This window comes from Rhizobium anhuiense bv. trifolii (genome assembly GCF_024346605.1).
Lineage (GTDB): Bacteria > Pseudomonadota > Alphaproteobacteria > Rhizobiales > Rhizobiaceae > Rhizobium > Rhizobium anhuiense.
Window position 1 is genome coordinate 277,260 of the sequence record NZ_CP098803.1, and the last position, 20,241, is coordinate 297,500.

Consider the following 20,241-nt stretch of genomic DNA (forward strand, 5'->3'; position numbering starts at 1 on the left):
CAATCTTAAGTGGTGCGGCAAAATGTTTAAACGCGGCTCCTTAAAACGATTTAAAATGTAGGCCATAAATTTAAATCGATTAAATATTTGATATTACTGCACTTTCTCAATTTCTACATCTTGTGTTTTAAAATTTCTGCCCGTATTTTCGCGCTTAGTTTTAACGGCAACGAGCCTGAGCGAAGGGAACTAGCCATGGAAATGTTCGGAGTTCATAACCCGGCAACAGAGCTGGCAACGGTTGGATTGGGCGGCGCAGCCAGCGCTCGCTACAACTTTTCCGCCGCCGCGCTCTATGAAGAAGCGATCCGCCGGGGCGAAGCCGAACTGACCGCTCAAGGTGCACTGCGGGCTATCACCGGCCAGCACACCGGCCGTTCGCCGCGCGACAAGTTCGTTGTTCGCGATGCCAATACCGATGGCGAGATCTGGTGGGACAACAACAAGCCGCTCTCGCCGGAACATTTCGCCCTGTTGCGCGACGATATGCTGGCGCATGCCGCGGGCAAGGAACTCTTCGTCCAGGACCTCGTCGGCGGTGCCGAGGAAGGCCACGCCCTGCCGACCCGCGTCGTCACCGAATTCGCCTGGCATTCGCTGTTCATCCGCAATCTGCTGATCCGCCCCGACGCTGCAGCGCTCCCCACCTTCGTGCCGAAGCTGACGATCATCGATCTGCCGAGCTTCAAGGCCGATCCGGCCCGCCACGGCTGCCGTTCGGAAACGGTGATCGCCTGCGATCTCACCAACGGTCTCGTCCTCATCGGCGGCACGTCCTATGCCGGCGAAATGAAGAAATCGGTCTTCACCGTGCTCAACTACCTGCTGCCGGCCAAGGGCGTGATGCCGATGCACTGCTCGGCCAATGTCGGCCCGGACGGTGACGCGGCGGTCTTCTTCGGCCTTTCCGGCACGGGCAAGACGACGCTTTCGGCCGATCCGGCCCGGACGCTGATCGGCGACGACGAACACGGCTGGAGCGAGAATGGTATCTTCAACTTCGAAGGCGGCTGCTACGCCAAGACCATCCGCCTCTCGGCCGAGGCCGAGCCGGAAATCTATGCGACGACGCAGCGTTTCGGCACTGTACTGGAAAACGTCGTGCTCAACGAAAGCCGCGAGCCGAATTTCGACGACGGGTCGCTGACCGAGAATACCCGTTGCGCCTATCCGATGGATTTCATCCCGAACGCCTCGGAAACGGGCCGCGCCGGGCACCCGAAGACGATCATCATGCTGACCGCCGATGCCTTCGGCGTGATGCCGCCGATCGCCCGATTGACGCCCGACCAGGCGATGTATCACTTCCTCTCCGGCTACACCGCCAAGGTGGCCGGCACCGAAAAGGGTGTCGTCGAGCCGGAAGCGACCTTCTCGACCTGTTTCGGCGCCCCGTTCATGCCGCGGCATCCGGCCGAATACGGCAATCTGCTCAAGGAGCTGATCAGCCGTCATGGTGTGCAATGCTGGCTCGTCAATACCGGCTGGACTGGCGGCGCCTATGGCACCGGCAAGCGCATGCCGATCAAGGCGACACGTGCGCTTCTCGCTGCCGCTCTGGCCGGTGAACTCGGCAATGTCGAATTCCGTGCGGATCCGAATTTTGGCTTCGCCGTTCCGGTCTCGGTCAACGGCGTCGATGGCAGCATTCTCGATCCACGCTCGACCTGGGCCGACAAGGCAGCCTATGACGCGCAGGCCGAAAAGCTGGTCTCGATGTTCATTGCCAACTTCGCCAAGTTCGAAAACCACGTCGACGGCGGCGTCCGCGATGCAGCCCCCGGCGTGAAGGTCGCCGCCGAATAAGGCGCGCAAGCAATTCCAGCAAAAGTGTGCAGCGGTTTTGCGTCCGGAATTGCGCTAAACAGACTCCCTGACTCACGTGAAACCCGGCATCGCAGGATTGCCGGGTTTTCCTTGATGCCGGCCGATATTTTCAATTCATCGTCGATGTGAGATAGAACGCCGCATGGCCAGCGACGCGCTCTATATCGATGACAGGATCACCATCGCGGGATGGGAGCTGACGGAACAATTCGTTCTGGCGGGTGGTCCCGGCGGGCAGAATGTCAACAAGGTCTCGACGGCGGTCCAGCTGTTCTTCAACATTCCGAATTCGCCGTCCCTCAATGATCGCGTGAAAACCAACGCGATCAAGCTTTCCGGCCGGCGTCTGTCGAAGGACGGCGTGCTGATGATCGAGGCGAGCCGCTTTCGCAGCCAGGACCGCAACCGCGAGGACGCGCGCGACCGGTTGAAGGAACTGATATTGGAGGCCGCCAAGCCGCCGCCGCCGCCGCGCAAGAAGACCAAACCGACCAAGGGTTCGGTCGAACGCCGCCTGAAGGAAAAATCCGGCCGCTCGGAAGTCAAGAAAATGCGCGGCCGCCCCGGCGGTAGTGAATGACATGCCGGTACTCCTGACCGGCATCCGCCATCTCCCCGGCTATCTCGACCGCGCGCGTCAGGAGGCATTGGTCGAGGTAATCCGCGCTGTCGTCGCCGAAGCGCCGCTTTACGTGCCCGCCATGCCCGGCACCGGCAAACCGATGTCGGTGCGCATGACCAATTGCGGGCCGCTCGGCTGGGTGACGGACAAGGAGCGCGGCTATCGTTACCAGCCGATGCATCCGGCGACCGGCAGGCCCTGGCCTGATATGCCGCAGCAACTGCTCGATATCTGGAATGACGTTGCCGGTTACGACAAACCGCCCGAAGCCTGCCTCGTCAATTTCTATTCCGACGACGCGCGCATGGGCCTGCATCAGGATAAGGACGAACAGGATCTCAAGGCCCCGGTTGTCTCGCTTTCGCTCGGCAACAGCTGCCTCTTTCGCGTCGGCGGTCTCAGCCGCAATGACCGTACCCTATCTTTCAAGCTTTCGAGCGGTGATCTGGTCGTGCTCGGCGGCGAGGGGAGACTGTGTTTCCATGGCGTCGACCGCATTCACCCGGCGACGTCGACGCTCCTGAAAAATGGCGGCCGCATCAATCTGACGCTGCGCCGCGTCAATCCCTGAAGCTGATATTCGGAATAGAATCGTCTGCTATAGTTTTCGCAGCGCGACCTGTTCGATCAGATGATCCTTGCCCTTTTTCAGGATGAGATCGGCGCGCGGACGCGTCGGCAGAATGTTCTGGCGCAGGTTCTTCAGGTTGATATTCGCCCAGAGATCCTCGGCGATATTAAGCGCTTCCGCGTCGCTGATCGAGGCGTAGCGATGGAAATAGGAATTCGGATTGCGGAAGGCTGTCTCGCGCAGCCGCATGAAGCGCGTCACATACCAATTGTGGATCTGATCTTCCGCGGCATCAATATAGATCGAGAAGTCGAAGAAGTCGGAGACCATCGGTACGATCTTGCCGCCGGCAGGCAGATCGCGCGATTGCAGCACGTTGATGCCCTCGAAGATCAGGATGTCGGGCCGGTCGACGATCTTGTATTCGTCCGGCAGCACGTCGTAGACGAGGTGCGAATAGCTGGGCGCCTTCACATCCGGCTGCCCCGCCTTGATTGCCGAGAGGAAGCGCAGGATCGCCGCTGTGTCGTAGCTTTCCGGAAAGCCCTTGCGCTGCATCAGCTTTTCCCGCTGCAGCACGGCGTTCGGATGGAGGAAGCCGTCGGTGGTGACGAGATCGACCTTCGGGCTGGAAGGCCAGCGCCCCAGAAGCTCCTTGAGGATACGGGCCGTGGTTGATTTGCCCACCGCGACCGAGCCGGCGATGCCGATGACGAAGGGCGTCTTCGTCACATCGGACAGGCTGAGGAAGCGGTTGCGCTGTTCAAATAGCATCTGCGAGGATTCGACATGCGCCGAAAGCAACCGCGACAGTGACAGATAGATGCGCCGGACCTCGTCGAGATCGATCGGATCGCCCATCGAACGCAGCCGTTTGACCTCGTCGCCAGTCAGCGTCAACGGCGTGTCGGCGCGGAATTTCGCCCATTGTTCGGAAGAGAAGAAGTGGTAGGGCGAATAGGATTCCGACTGGAAGTGATCCAACGTTTCCGGCACCCCGATAATCTCAGTCGCGATACTCATGAACTCTGCCGGCTGGCCTTTTCCTTGAGGCCGGACTGCGCGGTTCTGCGCTCGAGTTCGGCCATGACATTCTCTAACGGTATTTCAGCAATCTTCAATACGACCAATAGGTGATAGAGCACATCGGCGGCCTCATAGGTCAGATTGTCGCGGTCGCCGGTCACCGCCGCCATCACGGCTTCGATCGCTTCTTCGCCGAGCTTCTTTGCCGCTTTCGGCTGGCCGGCGGCCACGAGCTTGGCTGTCCAGGATTGCTCCGGCGAGGCTTTCGACCGCTCTGCGACAATGCTTTCGAGATCGGAAAGGGAAAATCCGCTCATAGGTCCGCTTTCAAGGTTCAGTCGAGACGCATGTCGATGCCGCACTTCGACATATAGTGCTTCGCCTCGCTGACGGAATAGGTGCCGAAATGGAAGATCGACGCGGCGAGCACGGCATTGGCATGGCCCTCCTTCACCCCGGCGACCAGATCGTCGAGATCGCCGACTCCGCCCGACGCGATCACCGGCACACGCACCGCATCGGCGATCGCCCGCGTCAGTTCCAGATCGTAGCCGACCTTGGTGCCGTCGCGATCCATCGAGGTGACCAGCAACTCGCCGGCGCCGCGCGCCACCATCTTCTGGGCGAATTCGACGGCATCGATGCCGGTCGCGTTGCGGCCGCCATGCGTATAGATTTCCCAGGCGCTGAGATTGTCGCCGCCGACCGCCTGCGTGCGCCGGCGCTTGGCGTCGATCGAAACGACGATGCACTGGTCGCCGAACTTGTCGGCGGCTTCAGCGACGAAGTCGGGATTGCTGACGGCTGCCGAATTGATCGACACCTTGTCGGCGCCGCACAGCAAAAGCTTGCGGATATCGGCGATAGCACGCACGCCGCCACCGACCGTCAGCGGCATGAAGCATTGGTCGGCCGTGCGCGACACGACATCGAAGATCGTCTCGCGATTGTCCGAGGAGGCGGTGATGTCGAGGAAGCAGAGTTCGTCGGCGCCGGCCGCATCATAGGCCTTCGCCGCTTCGACGGGATCGCCGGCATCGACGAGGTTGAGGAAGTTGACACCCTTGACGACGCGGCCGTCCTTGACGTCGAGGCAGGGGATGACACGGGCCTTGAGGGTCATTTACGCGGTCTCCTTCGCCCGGGCCGCTTTGATCAGCGCCAGCGCTTCCTTGGGATCGATACGGCCGTCATAAAGGGCACGGCCCGAGATCGCCCCTTCCAGCTTGCGTGCATCGGGTTCCAGCATGCGTCTGACATCGTCGAGCGAGGCAAGGCCGCCCGAGGCGATGACGGGAATGGAGACGGCATCGGCAAGCTCCAGCGTCGAGCTCCAGTTGATACCGGTCAGGATGCCGTCGCGGTCGATATCGGTATAGATGATCGCGCTAACGCCGGCGCCCTCGAATTTCCTGGCGAGCTCGACGATGCCGAGTTCGGAGGCCTCCGCCCAACCCTCGACGGCCACTTTGCCGCCCTTGGCGTCGATGCCGACGGCGACATGACCAGGAAATTTCCGGCAGGCTTCGATGACCAAAGCCGGATTTCTGACCGCGACGGTGCCAAGAATGACGCGCCGCAGCCCGCGCGACAGCCAGGCCTCGATATGATCGAGTGTGCGGATGCCGCCGCCGAGCTGCACCGGATTGTCAGTTGCCTTCAGGATCGCCTCGACGGCATCGCCATTAGCCGAATGTCCCGCGAAAGCGCCGTCGAGATCGACCACATGCAGCCATTCGAAACCCTGGTCTTCGAAGGATCTCGCCTGGGCGGCCGGATCGGTGTTGTAGACCGTCGCCTGTTGCATGTCGCCGAGCTTCAGGCGGACGCATTGGCCGCCCTTCAGGTCGATCGCGGGAAAAAGGATCATGTCGTCTTACGTCCGTAGAGTGGTCGGTACCATCAGCGCATTCCACGCATCTACGATATCCGAGCGGAAAAAGACAGCGGCAATGGTGGCCGCGCCGAAAAGCAAAAGAAGGAGCAGGATGACGGCAAAGCCGGCCCGGACCTGGCGCCAGAAGCCGAGGCGCCTCTTCATCGATTTCTCGATTTCGCGCACCCGGTGCAGTGCTTCGCTGTTGACGGCGGTGAGCCGGATTTCAGCCTCCATCGCCTCCACATAGGTCTCGGCATAACTCGACAGGATCTGCGAGGCGCGATCGCGCAGCGTGTTGCGCAGGTCGGTGGAGAGATAGTTGCTGCTGACGGCGGCAAGCTCGGCCTCGTTGGGCGAACGGCCGGCGTTGCGCTTGCGATGGCTGAGGACGAAATCGCGCTTCTGCCGCTCGTAGAGTGCATAGGCAAGCAGGCCGATCAGGTCATCCTCGCCCTCGATATAGAATTCCAGCACCGCTTCAGTGACGTCGCCGGCGTTGATGCCGTTGGCGCGCAGCAGCGAATTCTCGTTGCCGGCAAGAAATTCATGGATCATCGGTCCAGCCTTTCTTTCAACACCTTGGCCGCATTGGAGAGCGCTTTCTTATGGATGGTTTCGTCGACACGACGAATGATCGTTCCGTCGGGAAGCCGAATATCCGAGAAGGGCGGCAGGCCTTCCCTGGAGGGTCTCAGCGTGTAGAACACCTTGCCTGATTTCCGCGAAGTCGGCATCGAGCGCACTCCTGTTCCGCCGTTTCCATAAAGGGGAAATAAGGCGGCGGTATTACGGGTTCCAGCGCAGGAAATTGGCGATCAGCGCCAGGCCGAGCTTCTGGCTCTTTTCCGGGTGAAACTGCGCCCCGACCATGTTGTCGCGCCCGACCAAAGCGGTCATCGAGCCGCCATAGTCGACGGTCGCGATGACATCCTCAGCGTTTTCGGCGGCAAGATGGTAGGAATGCACGAAATAGGCGTGCAGCCCCTGCGAGCCGGTGGGAATGCCGTCGAAGAGCGGATGTTCGCGTTTCAGATCGAGCGTGTTCCAGCCGATCTGCGGGATCTTGAGCGTAGGATCGTCAGGAGTCATTTCGATGACGTCACCGGGAATCCAGTTAAAACCATGCGTCACGGTCTTCTCGAGGCCGCGCGAGGACATGAGCTGCATGCCGACGCAAATGCCGAGGAACGGCCGTGCCTTCTTCTCGACAGCCTCGATCAGCACCTCGGCCATCCCAGGCACGGCATCGAGGCCGCGCCGGCAATCGGCATAGGCGCCGACGCCGGGAAGCACGATGCGATCGGCCGCGGCAACATCCTCCGCCTTGTCGGTGAGATTGATATGCGCATCGATACCCGCCTCACGGGCCGCTCGCTCGAAAGCCTTGGTCGCCGAGCGCAGATTGCCGGAGCCGTAGTCGATAATCGCGACGCGCATCGTCAGCGTCCTCCATCAAAACCAAAGAGACCAAGCGATGTGGCTTGGCCGTGCGGGCTGTTCGAACGGGCCTTGTTGTCCCAGTCCGGTGCCGCGGTGTCGTCACTCGCCGCGACGCCCGTCCTGTCTGCGAAATAGACCTGCTCGGCAATGCCGATCGTATCGGCTGCAATGAGCGCGTCTTCGTTCCAGCCCTTGGCGGCAAGGCTGCGAATACGGAAGTTCTGGCCCTCGAGACCGACCAGCATATTCACGCCAAGCATGATTGCCGCTCCCGCCGGTCCGAGGCCCGGTTCGTCCGTCAGCGCCCCGCCAATCCCCTGCAGCAGAAAGGCTGCGGCCGCATGCAGCCACAGCCGATGCGCCAGCAGCCAAGCCCATGGAAACAGGAAGCCGAGCAGCGTGAAGCCGTCACGGATGGTTCGCGTCTCGTTGACCGTGGCGCTCGAGCCGCCAGGCGGTGTCAGGAAAATATAGCTGGATGTCATTGTCGCCGCTCCCTTGAGGGGCTCAGACGAGCGTACCCTTGGTCGAAGGGACGCGGCCCGCCTGTCTCGGATCGATCTCTGTCGCCGTGCGCAATGCGCGGGCAACGGCCTTGAAGCATGTCTCGGCAATATGGTGGTTGTTGGCGCCATAATGGTTGAGAATATGCAAGGTGATGCCGGCATTTTGGGCGAGCGCCTGGAAGAATTCGCGAACGAGTTCGGTGTCGAACGTGCCGATTTTCGGCGCGCTGAAGGCGACGTTCCAGACGAGGAACGGCCGGCCGGACAGATCGACCGCGGCCTTGGTCATCGTCTCGTCCATGGCGAGATCGATCGAAGCGTAACGGGTGATGCCGCGCCGGTCGCCGAGCGCCTTTGAGATCGCCTGGCCGATGGCGATGCCCGTATCCTCGACCGTGTGGTGGTCGTCGATATGCAGGTCGCCCTTGGCTTCGATCTCTATGTCGATGAGGGAGTGTCGCGAAAGCTGGTCGAGCATATGGTCGAAGAAGCCGACGCCTGTCGAAATCGACGATTTGCCGGTGCCGTCGAGATTGACGGAAACGGAAATCGAGGTTTCGTTGGTCTTGCGGGAAACGCTGCCCGTGCGGCTTGTTACGGTCTCGGCCATATGGCCCTCCATCGGGAATAAGGCCGTTCTTTATCAGGCGCATCTGGAAATATCCAGAAGCCGGGGACGAGAAAAGCCGGCCCATTTGCAATCGGCTCCGGCCCACTTACATAGGGCTCAACAGGGCCGGTAACGGCTTGGCCCGGATGACTTTAGGCCTGACTGCCCTGAAGTCGGAATCCGGATCGAAATCAACGAATGGCGTAACGCCCGTGTCATGGGCAGACAGGTGTTTTATGACAACAATCATTACAGTTCGAAAAGGCGGCAAGGTGGTGATGGCAGGCGACGGCCAGGTGAGCCTCGGCCAGACCGTCATGAAGGGCAATGCCCGCAAGGTGCGCCGCATCGGCAAGGGCGAGGTGATCGCCGGTTTCGCCGGCGCCACGGCCGATGCCTTTACCCTGCTCGAAAGGCTTGAAAAGAAGCTCGAGCAATATCCCGGCCAATTGATGCGTGCCGCCGTTGAGCTCGCCAAGGACTGGCGCACCGACAAATACCTGCGTAATCTCGAAGCCATGATGCTCGTCGCCGACAAGTCGATCACGCTGGCGATCACCGGCAACGGTGACGTCTTGGAGCCTGAGCATGGCACGACGGCGATCGGTTCTGGCGGCAATTTTGCTTTCGCGGCTGCCCGCGCTCTCATGGATACTGACAAATCGGCTGAAGAGATCGCTCGCCGCGCCCTCGATATCGCTGCCGACATCTGCGTCTATACAAACCACAACATCGTGGTGGAATCCTTGGATGTCGAAGGCTGAACCGCATGCCTTCTAGGCGCTTGGCCTAGACCAGACAGCCTTCGAGGACTTGGCGAAACAACGACGAATTACGGCCGGGCGCCGCTGAAGGCCCCGGACCGCCAGGAGAATGACACCCAATGACGACTTTTTCCCCCCGCGAGATCGTTTCCGAGCTCGACCGTTACATCATCGGCCAGCATGACGCCAAACGCGCCGTCGCGATCGCGCTGCGCAACCGCTGGCGCCGCCAGCAGCTCGACCCGAGCCTGCGCGACGAAGTCATGCCGAAGAACATCCTGATGATCGGCCCGACCGGTGTCGGCAAGACCGAGATCTCGCGCCGCCTGGCAAAACTCGCCGGCGCACCCTTCATCAAGGTGGAAGCCACCAAGTTCACCGAAGTCGGCTATGTCGGCCGCGATGTCGAGCAGATCATCCGCGATCTGGTCGAGGTCGGCATCGGTCTGGTGCGCGAGAAGAAGCGGGCCGAGGTGCAGGCCAAGGCGCATGTGAGCGCCGAGGAGCGTGTTCTCGATGCGCTGGTCGGCACGACAGCGTCGCCCGCCACCCGCGAAAACTTCCGCAAGAAGCTCAGGGACGGCGAGCTCGACGACAAGGAAATCGATATCGAGGTGGCCGATGCCGGTACCGGCATGGGCGGCTTTGAAATTCCCGGCATGCCGGGCGCCAATATCGGCGTTTTGAACCTGTCGGAAATGTTCGGCAAGGCGATGGGCGGCCGCACCAAGAAAGTCCGCACGACGGTCAAGGCCTCCTACAGCGATCTGATCCGCGACGAATCCGACAAGCTGATCGACAATGAGGTGATCCAGCGCGAGGCCGTTCGCTCCACCGAGAATGACGGTATCGTCTTCCTCGACGAAATCGACAAGATCGCCGCCCGCGACGGCGGCATGGGCGCGGGCGTTTCGCGCGAAGGCGTCCAGCGCGACCTCCTGCCGCTCGTCGAAGGCACGACCGTCTCGACCAAATACGGGCCCGTCAAGACCGACCATATCCTCTTCATTGCCTCTGGCGCCTTCCATGTCTCCAAGCCCTCGGATCTCCTGCCGGAATTACAGGGCCGCCTGCCGATCCGTGTCGAATTGCGTCCGCTGAACAAGGATGATTTCCGCCGGATCCTGACAGAGACCGAAGCGAGCCTCATCCGCCAGTACCGCGCGCTGATGGAAACGGAAAGCCTGAGCCTCGAATTCACCGACGACGCGATCGACGCGCTTGCCGATGTCGCCGTGCACTTGAATTCCTCCGTCGAGAATATCGGTGCCCGCCGCCTGCAGACGGTAATGGAGCGGGTCCTGGACGATATTTCCTACAACGCGCCGGATCGGGGCGGGACGGCCGTGACGATCGATGCCGCCTACGTCCGCGAACATGTCGGTGATCTCGCGCAGAATACCGATCTCTCGCGCTTCATTCTGTGATATCGGCGCACCGGTTCATGTCTTTACCGATGTGAATACCGGATTGTGACGAACTCGACCCTCGACAGCGGGCCTTTTCCTTTTTAGTGAAGGCCCGTTTTGTTTTCCGCTCCGGCTTTATTCGGCCAAGATTCTGGTCCAGTCAGCCGCATCGCAAACAGGACGATGAACGGACGGGATAGCGGATCGTGCGACGCCTTTTGACAAGCCTTTTGATTGCCGTTGCCATGGTGAATTCGGCGCCCGCCTTCGCCATGCAGACGGTGCCGGCCGGCAATCGTCACGCCGAGCAGCCCGATATTCCCGGCGCTTCGGTCAGGCGCACCAAGGGCACCAAGAGCAGCTTCGACCTGAAATATGAAAAGGTCCACGAGCTTCTGGCGACCGATCGCGAGCTGATGGGCAAGATTCGCAAGGTCTCCAGCGCTTACGGCATCAATCCCATCCATGTCGTCGGCGCGATCGTCGGCGAGCACACCTACAATGTCGACGCCTACGACCGGCTGCAGGCCTATTATGTTAAGGCCGCCTCCTATGCCGGGGAAAGCTTCCGCTTCGCCTATGACGGCGAAAGCGTCGATGAATTCGTGGCGCGGCCGCAATTTGCCGAATGCAATGGCAAGAGTGATTCCTATACGCTTTGGTCCTGCCGCGAAGATGTCTGGGAAAGCGATTTCCGCGGCAAGTCGGTGGGCGGCAAGAGCTTCCCCAACAACCGCTTCAGCGCGGTGTTCTTCCAGCCCTTCTATGCCGGTCAGACCTTCGGACTCGGCCAGGTCAATCCGCTGACGGCGCTGATGCTCTCCGATCTCGTCTCCCGCGTCTCGGGTTATCCGAAGCTGAACGAGAAGAATGCCGGCGCCGTCTACAAGGCCATCATGGATCCCGATATCTCGCTCGCCTTCGTCGCGGCCTCGATCCGCAGGTCGATCGACGATTACAAGGAGATTGCCGGCATGGATATTTCGGGCAATCCAGGCCTGACCGCGACGCTTTATAATGTCGGCAATTCGCGCCAGCGCGCCGCAGCCCTTGCTGCGAAAAACCGTGGCGCCGGCACGACCGCCTGGCCGGAGGAGAATTATTACGGCTGGCTGATCAACGACAAGCTGGACGAACTCAAGGGCCTGCTCTAGCTTCAAGCCTGACGGGAAGCGTAGATCTTCCCCGAAAGGCTTTTCCGATGGACATGCGTCCTGACCCCTTCGTTCCGCCAGCACCGTTGCCGCGTACCGTGCCGCCGAGCCGGCTGGAAATCATCCGCATTATCCTGCGCAATCCGCTCGAACTCTGGGGCGAACCGTCCTACACGCTGCCCTGGATCCGCACCGATTTCTTCGGCCAGAGGACGCTGATCGTCAATGATCCCGGCCTCATCAAACATGTGCTGGTCGACAATGCCAATAATTACCGCATGTCGGATGTGCGCCAGCTCGTCCTGCGTCCGATCCTCCGCGACGGACTTCTGACCGCCGAAGGTCCCGTCTGGAAAAGATCGCGCAAGGCGGTTGCGCCTGTTTTCACCCCCCGCCATGCCCAAGGCTTCGCCGGGCAGATGTTACGCCAATCCGAAGACTATGCCTGCAAATATGAAAGCGCAGGCGAGGCAGGCACAATTTTCGATATCAGCACCGACATGACCGAGCTGACCTTCGCGATTCTCGCTGATACATTGTTCTCCGGTGAAATCGTCACCTCGAGCGGCCATTTCGCCGATGACGTCAACGAACTCCTGCATCGCATGGGCCGCGTCGATCCGATGGATCTGATGCGCGCTCCGTCCTGGGTTCCACGTGTGACACGCATTGGCGGCCAGAAAGTGCTGGAGAAATTCCGCGCTATCGTGCGCAACACGATGGATATGCGGCTCGCAAAGATGAAGGCTGACCGCAGCGCTGTGCCCGAAGATTTCCTGACCCTGCTCTTGGAGCAGACCGGCCCCGAGGGGCTGACGAAGGAGGAGATCGAAGACAATATTCTGACTTTCATCGGCGCCGGCCATGAGACGACAGCCCGGGCTTTGGCGTGGACGCTGTATTGCGTATCGAACAGCCCGCATATCCGCGAGGCGATGGAAGCAGAAATCGACGCGGTGCTCGCCACCGGGGCCGAACCTGTGGAATGGCTGGATCTAATGCCGCAGACGCGCGCCGCCTTCGAGGAAACTTTGCGCCTCTATCCGCCGGCGCCATCCATCAATCGTGCCGCCATATCGGATGATTCCTGGACAAGCGCCAAGGGCGAGCGGATAGAGATCGAGGCCGGTGTCACGGTGCTCATCATGCCCTGGACGTTGCATCGCCACGAACGTCATTGGGATAGGCCGCGCGCCTATATGCCCGAACGCTTCCTGCCGGAAAATCGCGGCTCCATCGGTCGCTTCCAGTTCCTGCCTTTCGGCGCCGGTCCACGTGTCTGCATCGGCGCAACCTTTGCGCTTCAGGAGGCGGTGATCGCCCTTGCCGTTCTGATGCATCGCTATCGTTTCGATTCCACCGATCAGACCAACCCTTGGCCGGTGCAAAAGCTGACGACGCAGCCGCAGAATGGATTGCCGATGCGCGTAACCCCGCGCATAATTTCCGCGAAAGCATAAATCTTTCGAATTATTGCGGAATTGACTGTGAATGAAAGCCGGGCAAAGTGGCAGCATTCAAAGTCGTTGCCAGGGAGAATGCCGCATGAGCCGCGTTGATAAGAACGGTCTTGCCGTCGAAACCGTCCTTCATGATTTCCTCGTCAGCGAGGTGCTGCCGGGCTTGGCGGTCGATGCGGACAAGTTCTTTGCCGATTTTTCGGCGATCGTTCACGATCTCGCTCCGAAGAATCGTGCGCTGTTGGCAAAACGCGACGAGCTACAGGTCAAGATCGATGACTGGTATCGCCGGCATGGCGCGCCGACGGATATGGACGACTACCAGTCCTTCCTCCGCGAAATCGGCTATCTCCTGCCTGAGGGATCGGACTTCCAGGTTTCGACCCAAAATGTCGATCCGGAGATCGCCTCGATTGCCGGACCGCAGCTCGTCGTTCCCGTCATGAATGCCCGCTATGCCCTGAACGCTGCCAATGCTCGCTGGGGCTCGCTCTATGATGCGCTCTACGGCACGGACGCCATTGCCGAGAACGACGGCGCCGAAAAAGGCAAGGGTTACAATCCGAAGCGCGGCGAGAAGGTCATCGCCTGGGTGCGCGATTTCCTCGATACGTCAGCGCCGCTGCAGGATTTGCGCTGGAAGGATGTCGGGAGTTTCGCCATCAAGGATGGAGTGCTCGCTGTCAGATCGATCGATGGCGAGCAGGCCACGCTGACGGACGCCCGCCATTTTGCCGGCTATCGCGGCGACGCCGCCGCTCCGACGCATATTCTCCTGAAGAACAACGGCATTCACATCGAGATCGTCATCGATGCGGCGACGACGATCGGAAAAGTCGATCCGGCGCATATTTCCGATGTCTGGCTGGAATCGGCAATCACGACGATCATGGACTGCGAGGATTCGATTGCGGCTGTCGATGCCGAGGACAAGGTCACCGTCTATCGCAACTGGCTCGGCCTGATGAAGGGCGATCTGCAGGAAGAGGTGGCAAAGGGCGGAACCAGCTTCATCCGCAAGCTCAATCCGGATCTGCAATATGCCGGTCCGGACGGAACCTCCTTCGAGCTGCATCGCCGCTCGCTGATGCTGGTGCGCAATGTCGGCCACCTCATGACCAACCCGGCGATCCTCGACCGCGACGGCAATGAAGTGCCCGAGGGCATCATGGATGCCGTCATCACCGGCTTGATCGCGCTTTACGATATCGGCCCGGCCGGCCGGAAGAAGAATTCCCGCGCCGGCTCCATGTATGTGGTCAAGCCGAAGATGCATGGACCTGAAGAGGTGGCCTTCGCCGTCGAGATCTTCTCGAGGGTCGAAGATGCGCTTGGTTTGGCGCGCAACACCATCAAGATGGGCATTATGGATGAGGAGCGCCGCACGACCGTCAATCTCAAGGAATGCATCCGTGCCGCCCGCGAGCGCGTCGTCTTCATCAATACCGGCTTCCTCGATCGGACCGGCGACGAGATCCACACCTCGATGGAAGCCGGCCCGATGATTCGCAAGGGCGACATGCGCCAGGCGGCCTGGATTTCCGCCTACGAGAACTGGAATGTCGACATCGGGCTCGAATGCGGCCTTGCCGGCCACGCCCAGATCGGTAAGGGGATGTGGGCGATGCCGGATCTGATGGCGGCGATGCTCGAACAGAAGATCGCCCATCCGAAGGCCGGCGCCAACACCGCCTGGGTACCGTCGCCGACGGCTGCAACCCTGCATGCCACCCATTATCACCGGGTCAATGTCGCCCGCATTCAGCAAGGACTGAAGGATCGCGCCCGCGCCAAGCTCTCCGACATTCTCTCCGTGCCGGTTGCGGTGCGGCCGAACTGGACCCCGGAGGAAATCCAGCGCGAGCTCGACAACAATGCCCAGGGCATCCTCGGCTACGTCGTGCGCTGGGTCGATCAGGGTGTCGGTTGCTCGAAGGTGCCCGACATCAACAATGTCGGCCTGATGGAGGATCGCGCCACATTGCGCATCTCGGCTCAGCACATGGCGAACTGGCTGCATCACAAGGTCGTCACGGAAGCGCAGATCGTCGAGACGATGAAGCGCATGGCCGCTGTTGTCGACCGGCAGAACGAATCGGATCCGGCCTATCAGCCGATGGCCGGCAATTTCGACGATTCGATCGCCTTCCAGGCCGCCCTCGATCTCGTCCTGAAGGGCAGGGAGCAGCCGAACGGCTACACCGAGCCGGTGCTTCACCGCCGCCGCCTCGAGCTGAAGGCGAAGCAGGCTGCGTGATAGGAAGATACGAAAAGGCCGCCGGAACGACAGTCCCAGCGGCCCTTTTTTTACCGAACTCGATATCTAGCTTACTGAATGACGACGACCTTTGATGTGCCCTTGCCGGGACGAACGCGGCTGTAGAGGTCGATAACATCCTGGTTCATCAGGCGAATGCAGCCCGAGGAAGCGGCGGTGCCGATCGAAGCCCATTCCGGCGTGCCGTGCAGGCGGAAGAGCGTGTCCTTGCCGTCCTCGTTGAAGAGATACATGGCGCGTGCGCCGAGCGGATTGCTGAGACCCGGGCCCATGCCGTCTTCGACATATTTGGCGACGTCGGGCCGGCGGACAGCCATTTCCTTCGGCGGGTGCCAGGTCGGCCATTCCTGCTTCCAGGCGACGTAGGCGGTGCCGGCCCATGCGAAGCCCTGCTTGCCGACGCCGATGCCGTAGCGCATCGCCTTGCCGTTGGCCAGGATGTAATAGAGGAAGCGCTCGCGCGTGTTGACGATGATCGTGCCGGGGCGCTCTGTGGTCTCGTAGTTGACGACCTGGCGGCGGAACTGCGGCTTGACCCGGCTGATCGGGATCGCCGGCAGCGAGTATCCGGCATCCTTCGTCACGCCGTAGGCGTCATCGAAGATCTGGGCCGTCTGTACTGTCGGGCCTGCGCCCTTGTCGTCGACGGACGCGCTGTCTGAGCTCGTGGAGCAACCGGCCAGAGCGAGCGTTGTCAGCAGGCCAAATACAGGGAATGCATTGCGGATGCGCATGGATGACTCTTGAAGTTTTGGGGCAAGGAGAACGGTCTCTCGACCATCGTTGATTATGGTTTATTTTCGATTAACTTGCGCTTTGCAAGGCTACTGCAGCGCGACAAATCCGTCTGCGGCGCAAATTAGAAGCGCATGGTTTTTTTGCAACAACACGCCAGCCCCTGCGGTGGTTATCCATGACGATTTTGAGTGTTTACAATAACAATCCGTTAATCGATGGCCGGCAATCGGACAGGGCCATGATGGTGCGGCGGGGAACGCAGATATTGCTGCATGAAATGCGCCATGCCGTGCTGCCCGAACTGCCGCTCGCCAGCGGCCGCCGCGCCGATCTGATCACGCTTTCGGAGAAGGGCGAGGTCTGGATCATCGAAATCAAGACATCGATTGAGGATTTCCGGGTGGATCGCAAATGGCCGGAATACAGGCTGCATTGCGACCGCCTGTTCTTTGCGACTCACCAGGATGTGCCGCTAGACATATTTCCCGAGGAATGCGGTCTGTTCCTGTCGGATGGTTATGGCGCCCATATGATTCGCGAGGCGCCGGAACACCGCATGGCGCCGGCCACGCGCAAATCCGTCACGCTCAATTTCTCGCGTGCCGCCGCCCAAAGGCTGATGATGGCCGAATGGGCGAACGGAAAACCGTTCACCGTGGACGATGTCTGATGCTGCGCCTGCTTATTTTGGCGCGCGCTTGGCAAGGATGCGCTGCAGTGTGCGCCGGTGCATGTTGAGCCGGCGCGCCGTTTCGGAAACATTGCGCTCGCACATTTCATAGACCCGCTGGATGTGCTCCCAGCGCACCCGGTCGGCCGACATCGGATTCTCGGGAAGTTCCGCCTTTTCGCCCGGCCGCTGCGTCAGCGCCGAAAACACGTCGTCGGCATCCGCAGGCTTTGCCAGATAATCGACGGCGCCGAGCTTCACGGCCGTGACCGCCGTTGCGATATTGCCGTAGCCGGTCAGCACGATGATCCTGGTGTCGTCACGCCGCTGGCGGATCGCCTCGATGACGTCGAGCCCATTGCCATCGCCGAGCCGCAGGTCGACCACCGCATATTTCGGCGGCCTGCCTCTCGATTTGGCAACGCCCTCCGCCACTGATTCGGCCGTCTCCACCTGGAAGCCGCGCGTCTCCATCGCCCGTGCCAGGCGGCGCAGGAACGGCCCGTCGTCGTCGACGATCAGCAGGCTGGCGTCGGGACCGATATGATCCTCATCCGACGCGGCGAAATTGTCATGGTTCTGTTCTGTCATCGTTTCGGTCCCGGCGGTTGAACGCCCGATCTGCGTCAGCCGCTCTATCCTGTTTATGCCGACAAAGTCATTTTGTCGAATTTGCGTCGATCAGCATACGTGGCCATTCGATTCGGATACGCGCGCCCGCACTTTCCGGATCGCGGTTCTCGAAAATCAGCGACGCGCCCGAGCGCTCCAGCAGCGTCTTGGCAATGAAAAGCCCGAGCCCCAGGCCGCCGGCCGTATCCTCTTTCTGCCGCTTGGTCACATAGGGCTCGCCGATCCGCGTCAGAATATCGGGCGCATAACCGTTCCCATCGTCTTCAATGACGATCAGCACTTTGTCGTGATCGTGCTCGATGGTGACGGTCACTTTCTCGCGGGCATAATCGACGGCGTTTTCGATCAGGTTGCCGAGCCCGTACATGATGCCGGCATTGCGGTCGGTCACCGGCTCGCCCTTGCGTGGGCTCTTTTCGATGAGTTCCAATCTGATGCCGAATTCCCGGTGCGGCGCGACGATCTCCTCGATCATCGAGGAAAGCGGCAGGCGGCGCATATGCGCTTCGCCCTCGGAGGAAAGTGTGGTCAGCCGCCGCAGGATATCGCGGCAGCGTTCGCTCTGGCTGCGCAGCAGCATCACGTCCTCGCGGAAACGATCGTCGTCCTTGAGTTCCCGCTCCATTTCCTTGGCGACGACGCTGATCGTCGCCAGCGGCGTGCCGAGTTCATGGGCGGCGGCGGCCGCCAGCCCATCGAGTTGCGAAAGGTGCTTTTCTCGCTGCAGCACCAGTTCGGTCGCAGCCAACGCATCGGCAAGCTGGCTCGCTTCCATCGAGACCCGATAGGCATAGAAGGCGGCGAATGCCATTGTCGAGGCGATCGAGCACCAGACGCCGAACTGCATGACATTGTGCACGTTGATCTCGACCCCGTCGAACCAGGGCAGCGGAAAGGGCGAAAAGGCAAGCACCGTGATGCAGACCATCGCAAAGCCGATCAGCGCGGTGCTGTAGCGGATCGGCTGCGAGGCAAAGGAGATGATGACGGGCACGCAGACGAGCGCGGCGAAGGGATTGGCCAGGCCGCCGGTGATGAAGAGCAGCGCGCAGAGCTGCAATAGGTCGAAGCCGAGCAGAGCGAAGGCGGCCGGCGCTTCCAGTCGGTGGGTCGGCGGATAACGGATCGTCAGGTAGAAATTCACCCAGGCAAGGGCAGCGATCAGCGAAGAGCTGGCAATCAGCGGCAAGGGAAATTTCAGCCAGAAGGCAACGATGAACACCGTCAGCGCCTGTCCGCCGACGGCAAGCCAGCGCAGCCGCACCAGCGTCTGCAGGCGCAGCCTGCGGCTATTATGCCGGTCTTCCAGCGTATAGCCTTCCGTCTTGTCGATCATGCCAGGCTTGTCGATCATGCCGCGGGCTCCTTGACTGGGCCTCATGTACCACGCGGTTTTGCCCGTGTCGTCGGCAACGCATCTTCCGGCCGCTCCGGCCAGGGATGACGGGGATAGCGGCCGCGCATATCCGCACGCACATCCTTCCACGAGCCGGCCCAGAAGCCCGGCAGGTCGCGGGTGGTCTGGATCGGCCGGTGCGCCGGCGACGTGAGTTCGAGCAGCAGCGGCAGGCGGCCGCCGGCAATGGCCGGGTGCTGCTTCAGTCCGAACAGCTCCTGCACGCGGATCGTCAGCACCGGCTCCTCGCCCTCATATTGGATCGGATGCCTTTGGCCGGTCGGCGCCTCGAAATGGGTCGGCGCGAGCCGGCTGAGGTCGCGTTGCAATTCATGCGGTACCAGGGACATCAGGCCGTTCGAAAGCCCGGCTGCGGAAATCTCGGAAAGGCCGCGGGCCTCCATTTGGAAGGGTGCGAACCAGTCGTCCAGCCGGGAAAGCAGGGCGTCATCGCTGACATCGGGCCAAGGTTCGCCGATTGTCCTGTGGAGGAAGCCGATCCGCTCGCGAAGCTGAATGGCCTCCTTCGAGAAGGCAAGTTGATCGAGCCCCAGCTCGCGCACCCCATCCACCAGCGCCTGGGTGACGGCTACACCGGAGGGGCGCGGCAAGGGCGTCTCGTCGAAGATAATCGCGCCGAGCCGGGTTGCTCGCCGCGCCCGTATTTGCCGGCTTTGCCGATCGAAGAATATTTGATCGCCGGATTTGATCTCGCCGGGCAACTCGGCTTCGATGTCGCCGCGTGTCACTTCGGCTGCCGCCAGAACCCGCGCCTGCGCCGCTCGTCCGGTGAGATCGGCAATCACCAGCATCTGGCTGCCCGCCAGCCTCTCGGTTTCCGGCAGCTCGGCTCCGCGCCCGTTCGCCATCACGAATCGGCCGCGTCCGCCGCGCTGAAGTGCGATTCGGTCCGGGAATGCGTGCAACAAAAGCTGGCCCGCAAGCGCCGGCGCCGTTGCCGCACCGCTGTCGAGGCCGCTCGCCAGCCGTCCCGCCAGCCGGCGCGAGGCCTCTGCTCTCTCGCCACGCTCAGCCTTGAAGCGCCGCAGCCGTTCCTCGATATCGACGCTCGTTCCGCCAAGCCCCTGTTCGGTGAGAAGCACGGCGATCATCGCCGCATCCCGGGCATATCCGGCTTCCCCCGCCGAGACGACCATGGCGGCAAGGCGCGGTGGCAGTGCCAGATCGCGCATCACCTTGCCGCGCGCCGTCAGCGCTCCGTCCTTGTCGAGCGCGCCGAGCTGGCCGAGCAGAACCC

22 protein-coding genes and 1 pseudogene (1 of these 23 cut by a window edge) are annotated in these 20,241 nt (G+C 61.2%); 10 read left to right on the plus strand and 13 right to left on the minus strand.

The genetic code is table 11. From position 1 onward, the window contains the following. Positions 1–195: 195 nt before the first annotated feature. From NE851_RS09925 to NE851_RS09935, 3 genes are all read left to right on the plus strand, one after another. Positions 196–1,806, plus strand: a complete 1,611-nt coding sequence (locus NE851_RS09925; protein ID WP_097544617.1) for a phosphoenolpyruvate carboxykinase — start codon at positions 196–198, stop codon at positions 1,804–1,806. 163 nt (positions 1,807–1,969) lie between these two features. Then, positions 1,970–2,407 carry an alternative ribosome rescue aminoacyl-tRNA hydrolase ArfB gene (gene arfB / locus NE851_RS09930; protein ID WP_047615978.1) on the plus strand — a complete coding sequence of 146 codons (438 nt, stop codon included), beginning with the start codon at positions 1,970–1,972 and terminating at the stop codon, positions 2,405–2,407. 1 nt (position 2,408) lies between these two features. After that, the gene (locus NE851_RS09935; RefSeq protein WP_097544619.1) at positions 2,409–3,020 is read left to right on the plus strand and encodes an alpha-ketoglutarate-dependent dioxygenase AlkB family protein; all 612 of its coding nucleotides are present in this window, start codon (positions 2,409–2,411) and stop codon (positions 3,018–3,020) included. Between the two features lie 27 nt (positions 3,021–3,047). On the opposite strand, the gene coaA is transcribed toward NE851_RS09935, so the two are convergent. Genes coaA through hisB form a run of 9 tightly spaced genes read right to left on the minus strand, consistent with a single transcriptional unit; the run spans position 3,048 to position 8,481 of the window. Further along, positions 3,048–4,043 (minus strand): type I pantothenate kinase, encoded by a 996-nt coding sequence (coaA, locus tag NE851_RS09940; RefSeq protein ID WP_254960162.1) that lies wholly within the window; start codon positions 4,041–4,043, stop codon positions 3,048–3,050. Next, positions 4,040–4,363, minus strand: coding sequence for a phosphoribosyl-ATP diphosphatase (locus tag NE851_RS09945; protein WP_017962659.1), 324 nt, complete (start codon positions 4,361–4,363; stop codon positions 4,040–4,042). Before NE851_RS09945 ends, coaA begins: the two co-directional genes overlap by 4 nt. A gap of 17 nt (positions 4,364–4,380) precedes the next feature. Further along, entirely contained in the window at positions 4,381–5,169 is a 789-nt protein-coding gene (gene hisF, locus NE851_RS09950) for an imidazole glycerol phosphate synthase subunit HisF (RefSeq protein ID WP_047615982.1), read from the minus strand. Beyond that, entirely contained in the window at positions 5,170–5,916 is a 747-nt protein-coding gene (gene hisA / locus NE851_RS09955) for a 1-(5-phosphoribosyl)-5-[(5-phosphoribosylamino)methylideneamino]imidazole-4-carboxamide isomerase (protein WP_047615984.1), read from the minus strand. 6 nt (positions 5,917–5,922) lie between these two features. Continuing rightward, on the minus strand, positions 5,923–6,480 hold the full coding sequence (locus tag NE851_RS09960; protein ID WP_127431163.1) for a hypothetical protein: 558 nt from the start codon (positions 6,478–6,480) through the stop codon (positions 5,923–5,925). Then, positions 6,477–6,659 (minus strand): hypothetical protein, encoded by a 183-nt coding sequence (locus NE851_RS09965; protein ID WP_063473904.1) that lies wholly within the window; start codon positions 6,657–6,659, stop codon positions 6,477–6,479. Before NE851_RS09965 ends, NE851_RS09960 begins: the two co-directional genes overlap by 4 nt. Positions 6,660–6,711: 52 nt before the next feature. Further along, a complete protein-coding gene (gene hisH / locus NE851_RS09970; protein WP_254960166.1) occupies positions 6,712–7,362 on the minus strand; it encodes an imidazole glycerol phosphate synthase subunit HisH in 651 nt (216 codons plus the stop codon). Between the two features lie 2 nt (positions 7,363–7,364). Continuing rightward, positions 7,365–7,850: a DUF2628 domain-containing protein gene (locus NE851_RS09975; protein ID WP_183905882.1), complete on the minus strand. Its 486-nt coding sequence runs from the start codon at positions 7,848–7,850 to the stop codon at positions 7,365–7,367. A gap of 22 nt (positions 7,851–7,872) precedes the next feature. Continuing rightward, a complete protein-coding gene (hisB, locus tag NE851_RS09980) occupies positions 7,873–8,481 on the minus strand; it encodes an imidazoleglycerol-phosphate dehydratase HisB (RefSeq protein ID WP_254960169.1) in 609 nt (202 codons plus the stop codon). A gap of 236 nt (positions 8,482–8,717) precedes the next feature. Between hisB and hslV the strand changes: the two genes are divergently transcribed. The 6 genes and pseudogenes from hslV to NE851_RS10005 all read left to right on the plus strand — a co-directional run bounded on the left by hslV (position 8,718) and on the right by NE851_RS10005 (position 15,525). After that, positions 8,718–9,245 (plus strand): ATP-dependent protease subunit HslV, encoded by a 528-nt coding sequence (hslV, locus tag NE851_RS09985; protein WP_004677140.1) that lies wholly within the window; start codon positions 8,718–8,720, stop codon positions 9,243–9,245. A 42-nt stretch (positions 9,246–9,287) separates the two neighbouring features. Beyond that, positions 9,288–9,368, plus strand: a pseudogene (locus NE851_RS35335) (GNAT family N-acetyltransferase); the annotation flags it as partial. Beyond that, a complete protein-coding gene (gene hslU, locus NE851_RS09990) occupies positions 9,365–10,672 on the plus strand; it encodes an ATP-dependent protease ATPase subunit HslU (protein ID WP_183905881.1) in 1,308 nt (435 codons plus the stop codon). The pseudogene NE851_RS35335 and the gene hslU, both read left to right, overlap by 4 nt. A 188-nt stretch (positions 10,673–10,860) precedes the next feature. Further along, on the plus strand, positions 10,861–11,808 hold the full coding sequence (locus NE851_RS09995) for a DUF1402 family protein (protein WP_183905880.1): 948 nt from the start codon (positions 10,861–10,863) through the stop codon (positions 11,806–11,808). Positions 11,809–11,855: 47 nt separating this feature from the next. After that, the gene (locus NE851_RS10000) at positions 11,856–13,268 is read left to right on the plus strand and encodes a cytochrome P450 (protein WP_048338399.1); all 1,413 of its coding nucleotides are present in this window, start codon (positions 11,856–11,858) and stop codon (positions 13,266–13,268) included. Between the two features lie 85 nt (positions 13,269–13,353). Next, positions 13,354–15,525: a malate synthase G gene (locus NE851_RS10005; protein WP_183905879.1), complete on the plus strand. Its 2,172-nt coding sequence runs from the start codon at positions 13,354–13,356 to the stop codon at positions 15,523–15,525. Between the two features lie 71 nt (positions 15,526–15,596). Here NE851_RS10005 and NE851_RS10010 read toward each other — a convergent pair whose 3' ends face one another. Then, entirely contained in the window at positions 15,597–16,280 is a 684-nt protein-coding gene (locus tag NE851_RS10010) for a L,D-transpeptidase (protein WP_029733130.1), read from the minus strand. Between the two features lie 179 nt (positions 16,281–16,459). Between NE851_RS10010 and NE851_RS10015 the strand changes: the two genes are divergently transcribed. Continuing rightward, a complete protein-coding gene (locus tag NE851_RS10015; protein WP_010029986.1) occupies positions 16,460–16,954 on the plus strand; it encodes an MmcB family DNA repair protein in 495 nt (164 codons plus the stop codon). A gap of 12 nt (positions 16,955–16,966) precedes the next feature. Here NE851_RS10015 and NE851_RS10020 read toward each other — a convergent pair whose 3' ends face one another. The 3 genes from NE851_RS10020 to hrpB all read right to left on the minus strand — a co-directional run. Then, complete coding sequence (locus NE851_RS10020; protein WP_011649881.1) at positions 16,967–17,545, minus strand: ActR/PrrA/RegA family redox response regulator transcription factor; 579 nt, start codon at positions 17,543–17,545, stop codon at positions 16,967–16,969. A 67-nt stretch (positions 17,546–17,612) separates the two neighbouring features. Further along, complete coding sequence (locus NE851_RS10025; protein ID WP_174824491.1) at positions 17,613–18,941, minus strand: ActS/PrrB/RegB family redox-sensitive histidine kinase; 1,329 nt, start codon at positions 18,939–18,941, stop codon at positions 17,613–17,615. 23 nt (positions 18,942–18,964) lie between these two features. Further along, a protein-coding gene (gene hrpB, locus NE851_RS10030; protein ID WP_254960171.1) for an ATP-dependent helicase HrpB crosses the window boundary here: on the minus strand, positions 18,965–20,241 show its 3' portion. It continues 1,189 nt past the right edge of the window; only the last 1,277 of its 2,466 coding nucleotides appear in the window; its start codon lies beyond the right edge, outside the window; it ends in the stop codon at positions 18,965–18,967.

Coding starts and splice junctions, on each gene's coding strand:
- NE851_RS09925 (WP_097544617.1), top strand. CDS start 196: ATGGAAATGTTCGGAGTTCATAACCCGGCAACAGAGCTGGCAACGGTT.
- arfB (WP_047615978.1), top strand. CDS start 1,970: ATGGCCAGCGACGCGCTCTATATCGATGACAGGATCACCATCGCGGGA.
- NE851_RS09935 (WP_097544619.1), top strand. CDS start 2,409: ATGCCGGTACTCCTGACCGGCATCCGCCATCTCCCCGGCTATCTCGAC.
- coaA (WP_254960162.1), bottom strand. CDS start 4,043: ATGAGTATCGCGACTGAGATTATCGGGGTGCCGGAAACGTTGGATCAC.
- NE851_RS09945 (WP_017962659.1), bottom strand. CDS start 4,363: ATGAGCGGATTTTCCCTTTCCGATCTCGAAAGCATTGTCGCAGAGCGG.
- hisF (WP_047615982.1), bottom strand. CDS start 5,169: ATGACCCTCAAGGCCCGTGTCATCCCCTGCCTCGACGTCAAGGACGGC.
- hisA (WP_047615984.1), bottom strand. CDS start 5,916: ATGATCCTTTTTCCCGCGATCGACCTGAAGGGCGGCCAATGCGTCCGC.
- NE851_RS09960 (WP_127431163.1), bottom strand. CDS start 6,480: ATGATCCATGAATTTCTTGCCGGCAACGAGAATTCGCTGCTGCGCGCC.
- NE851_RS09965 (WP_063473904.1), bottom strand. CDS start 6,659: ATGCCGACTTCGCGGAAATCAGGCAAGGTGTTCTACACGCTGAGACCC.
- hisH (WP_254960166.1), bottom strand. CDS start 7,362: ATGCGCGTCGCGATTATCGACTACGGCTCCGGCAATCTGCGCTCGGCG.
- NE851_RS09975 (WP_183905882.1), bottom strand. CDS start 7,850: ATGACATCCAGCTATATTTTCCTGACACCGCCTGGCGGCTCGAGCGCC.
- hisB (WP_254960169.1), bottom strand. CDS start 8,481: ATGGCCGAGACCGTAACAAGCCGCACGGGCAGCGTTTCCCGCAAGACC.
- hslV (WP_004677140.1), top strand. CDS start 8,718: ATGACAACAATCATTACAGTTCGAAAAGGCGGCAAGGTGGTGATGGCA.
- hslU (WP_183905881.1), top strand. CDS start 9,365: ATGACGACTTTTTCCCCCCGCGAGATCGTTTCCGAGCTCGACCGTTAC.
- NE851_RS10000 (WP_048338399.1), top strand. CDS start 11,856: ATGGACATGCGTCCTGACCCCTTCGTTCCGCCAGCACCGTTGCCGCGT.
- NE851_RS10005 (WP_183905879.1), top strand. CDS start 13,354: ATGAGCCGCGTTGATAAGAACGGTCTTGCCGTCGAAACCGTCCTTCAT.
- NE851_RS10010 (WP_029733130.1), bottom strand. CDS start 16,280: ATGCGCATCCGCAATGCATTCCCTGTATTTGGCCTGCTGACAACGCTC.
- NE851_RS10015 (WP_010029986.1), top strand. CDS start 16,460: ATGACGATTTTGAGTGTTTACAATAACAATCCGTTAATCGATGGCCGG.
- NE851_RS10020 (WP_011649881.1), bottom strand. CDS start 17,545: ATGACAGAACAGAACCATGACAATTTCGCCGCGTCGGATGAGGATCAT.
- NE851_RS10025 (WP_174824491.1), bottom strand. CDS start 18,941: ATGATCGACAAGCCTGGCATGATCGACAAGACGGAAGGCTATACGCTG.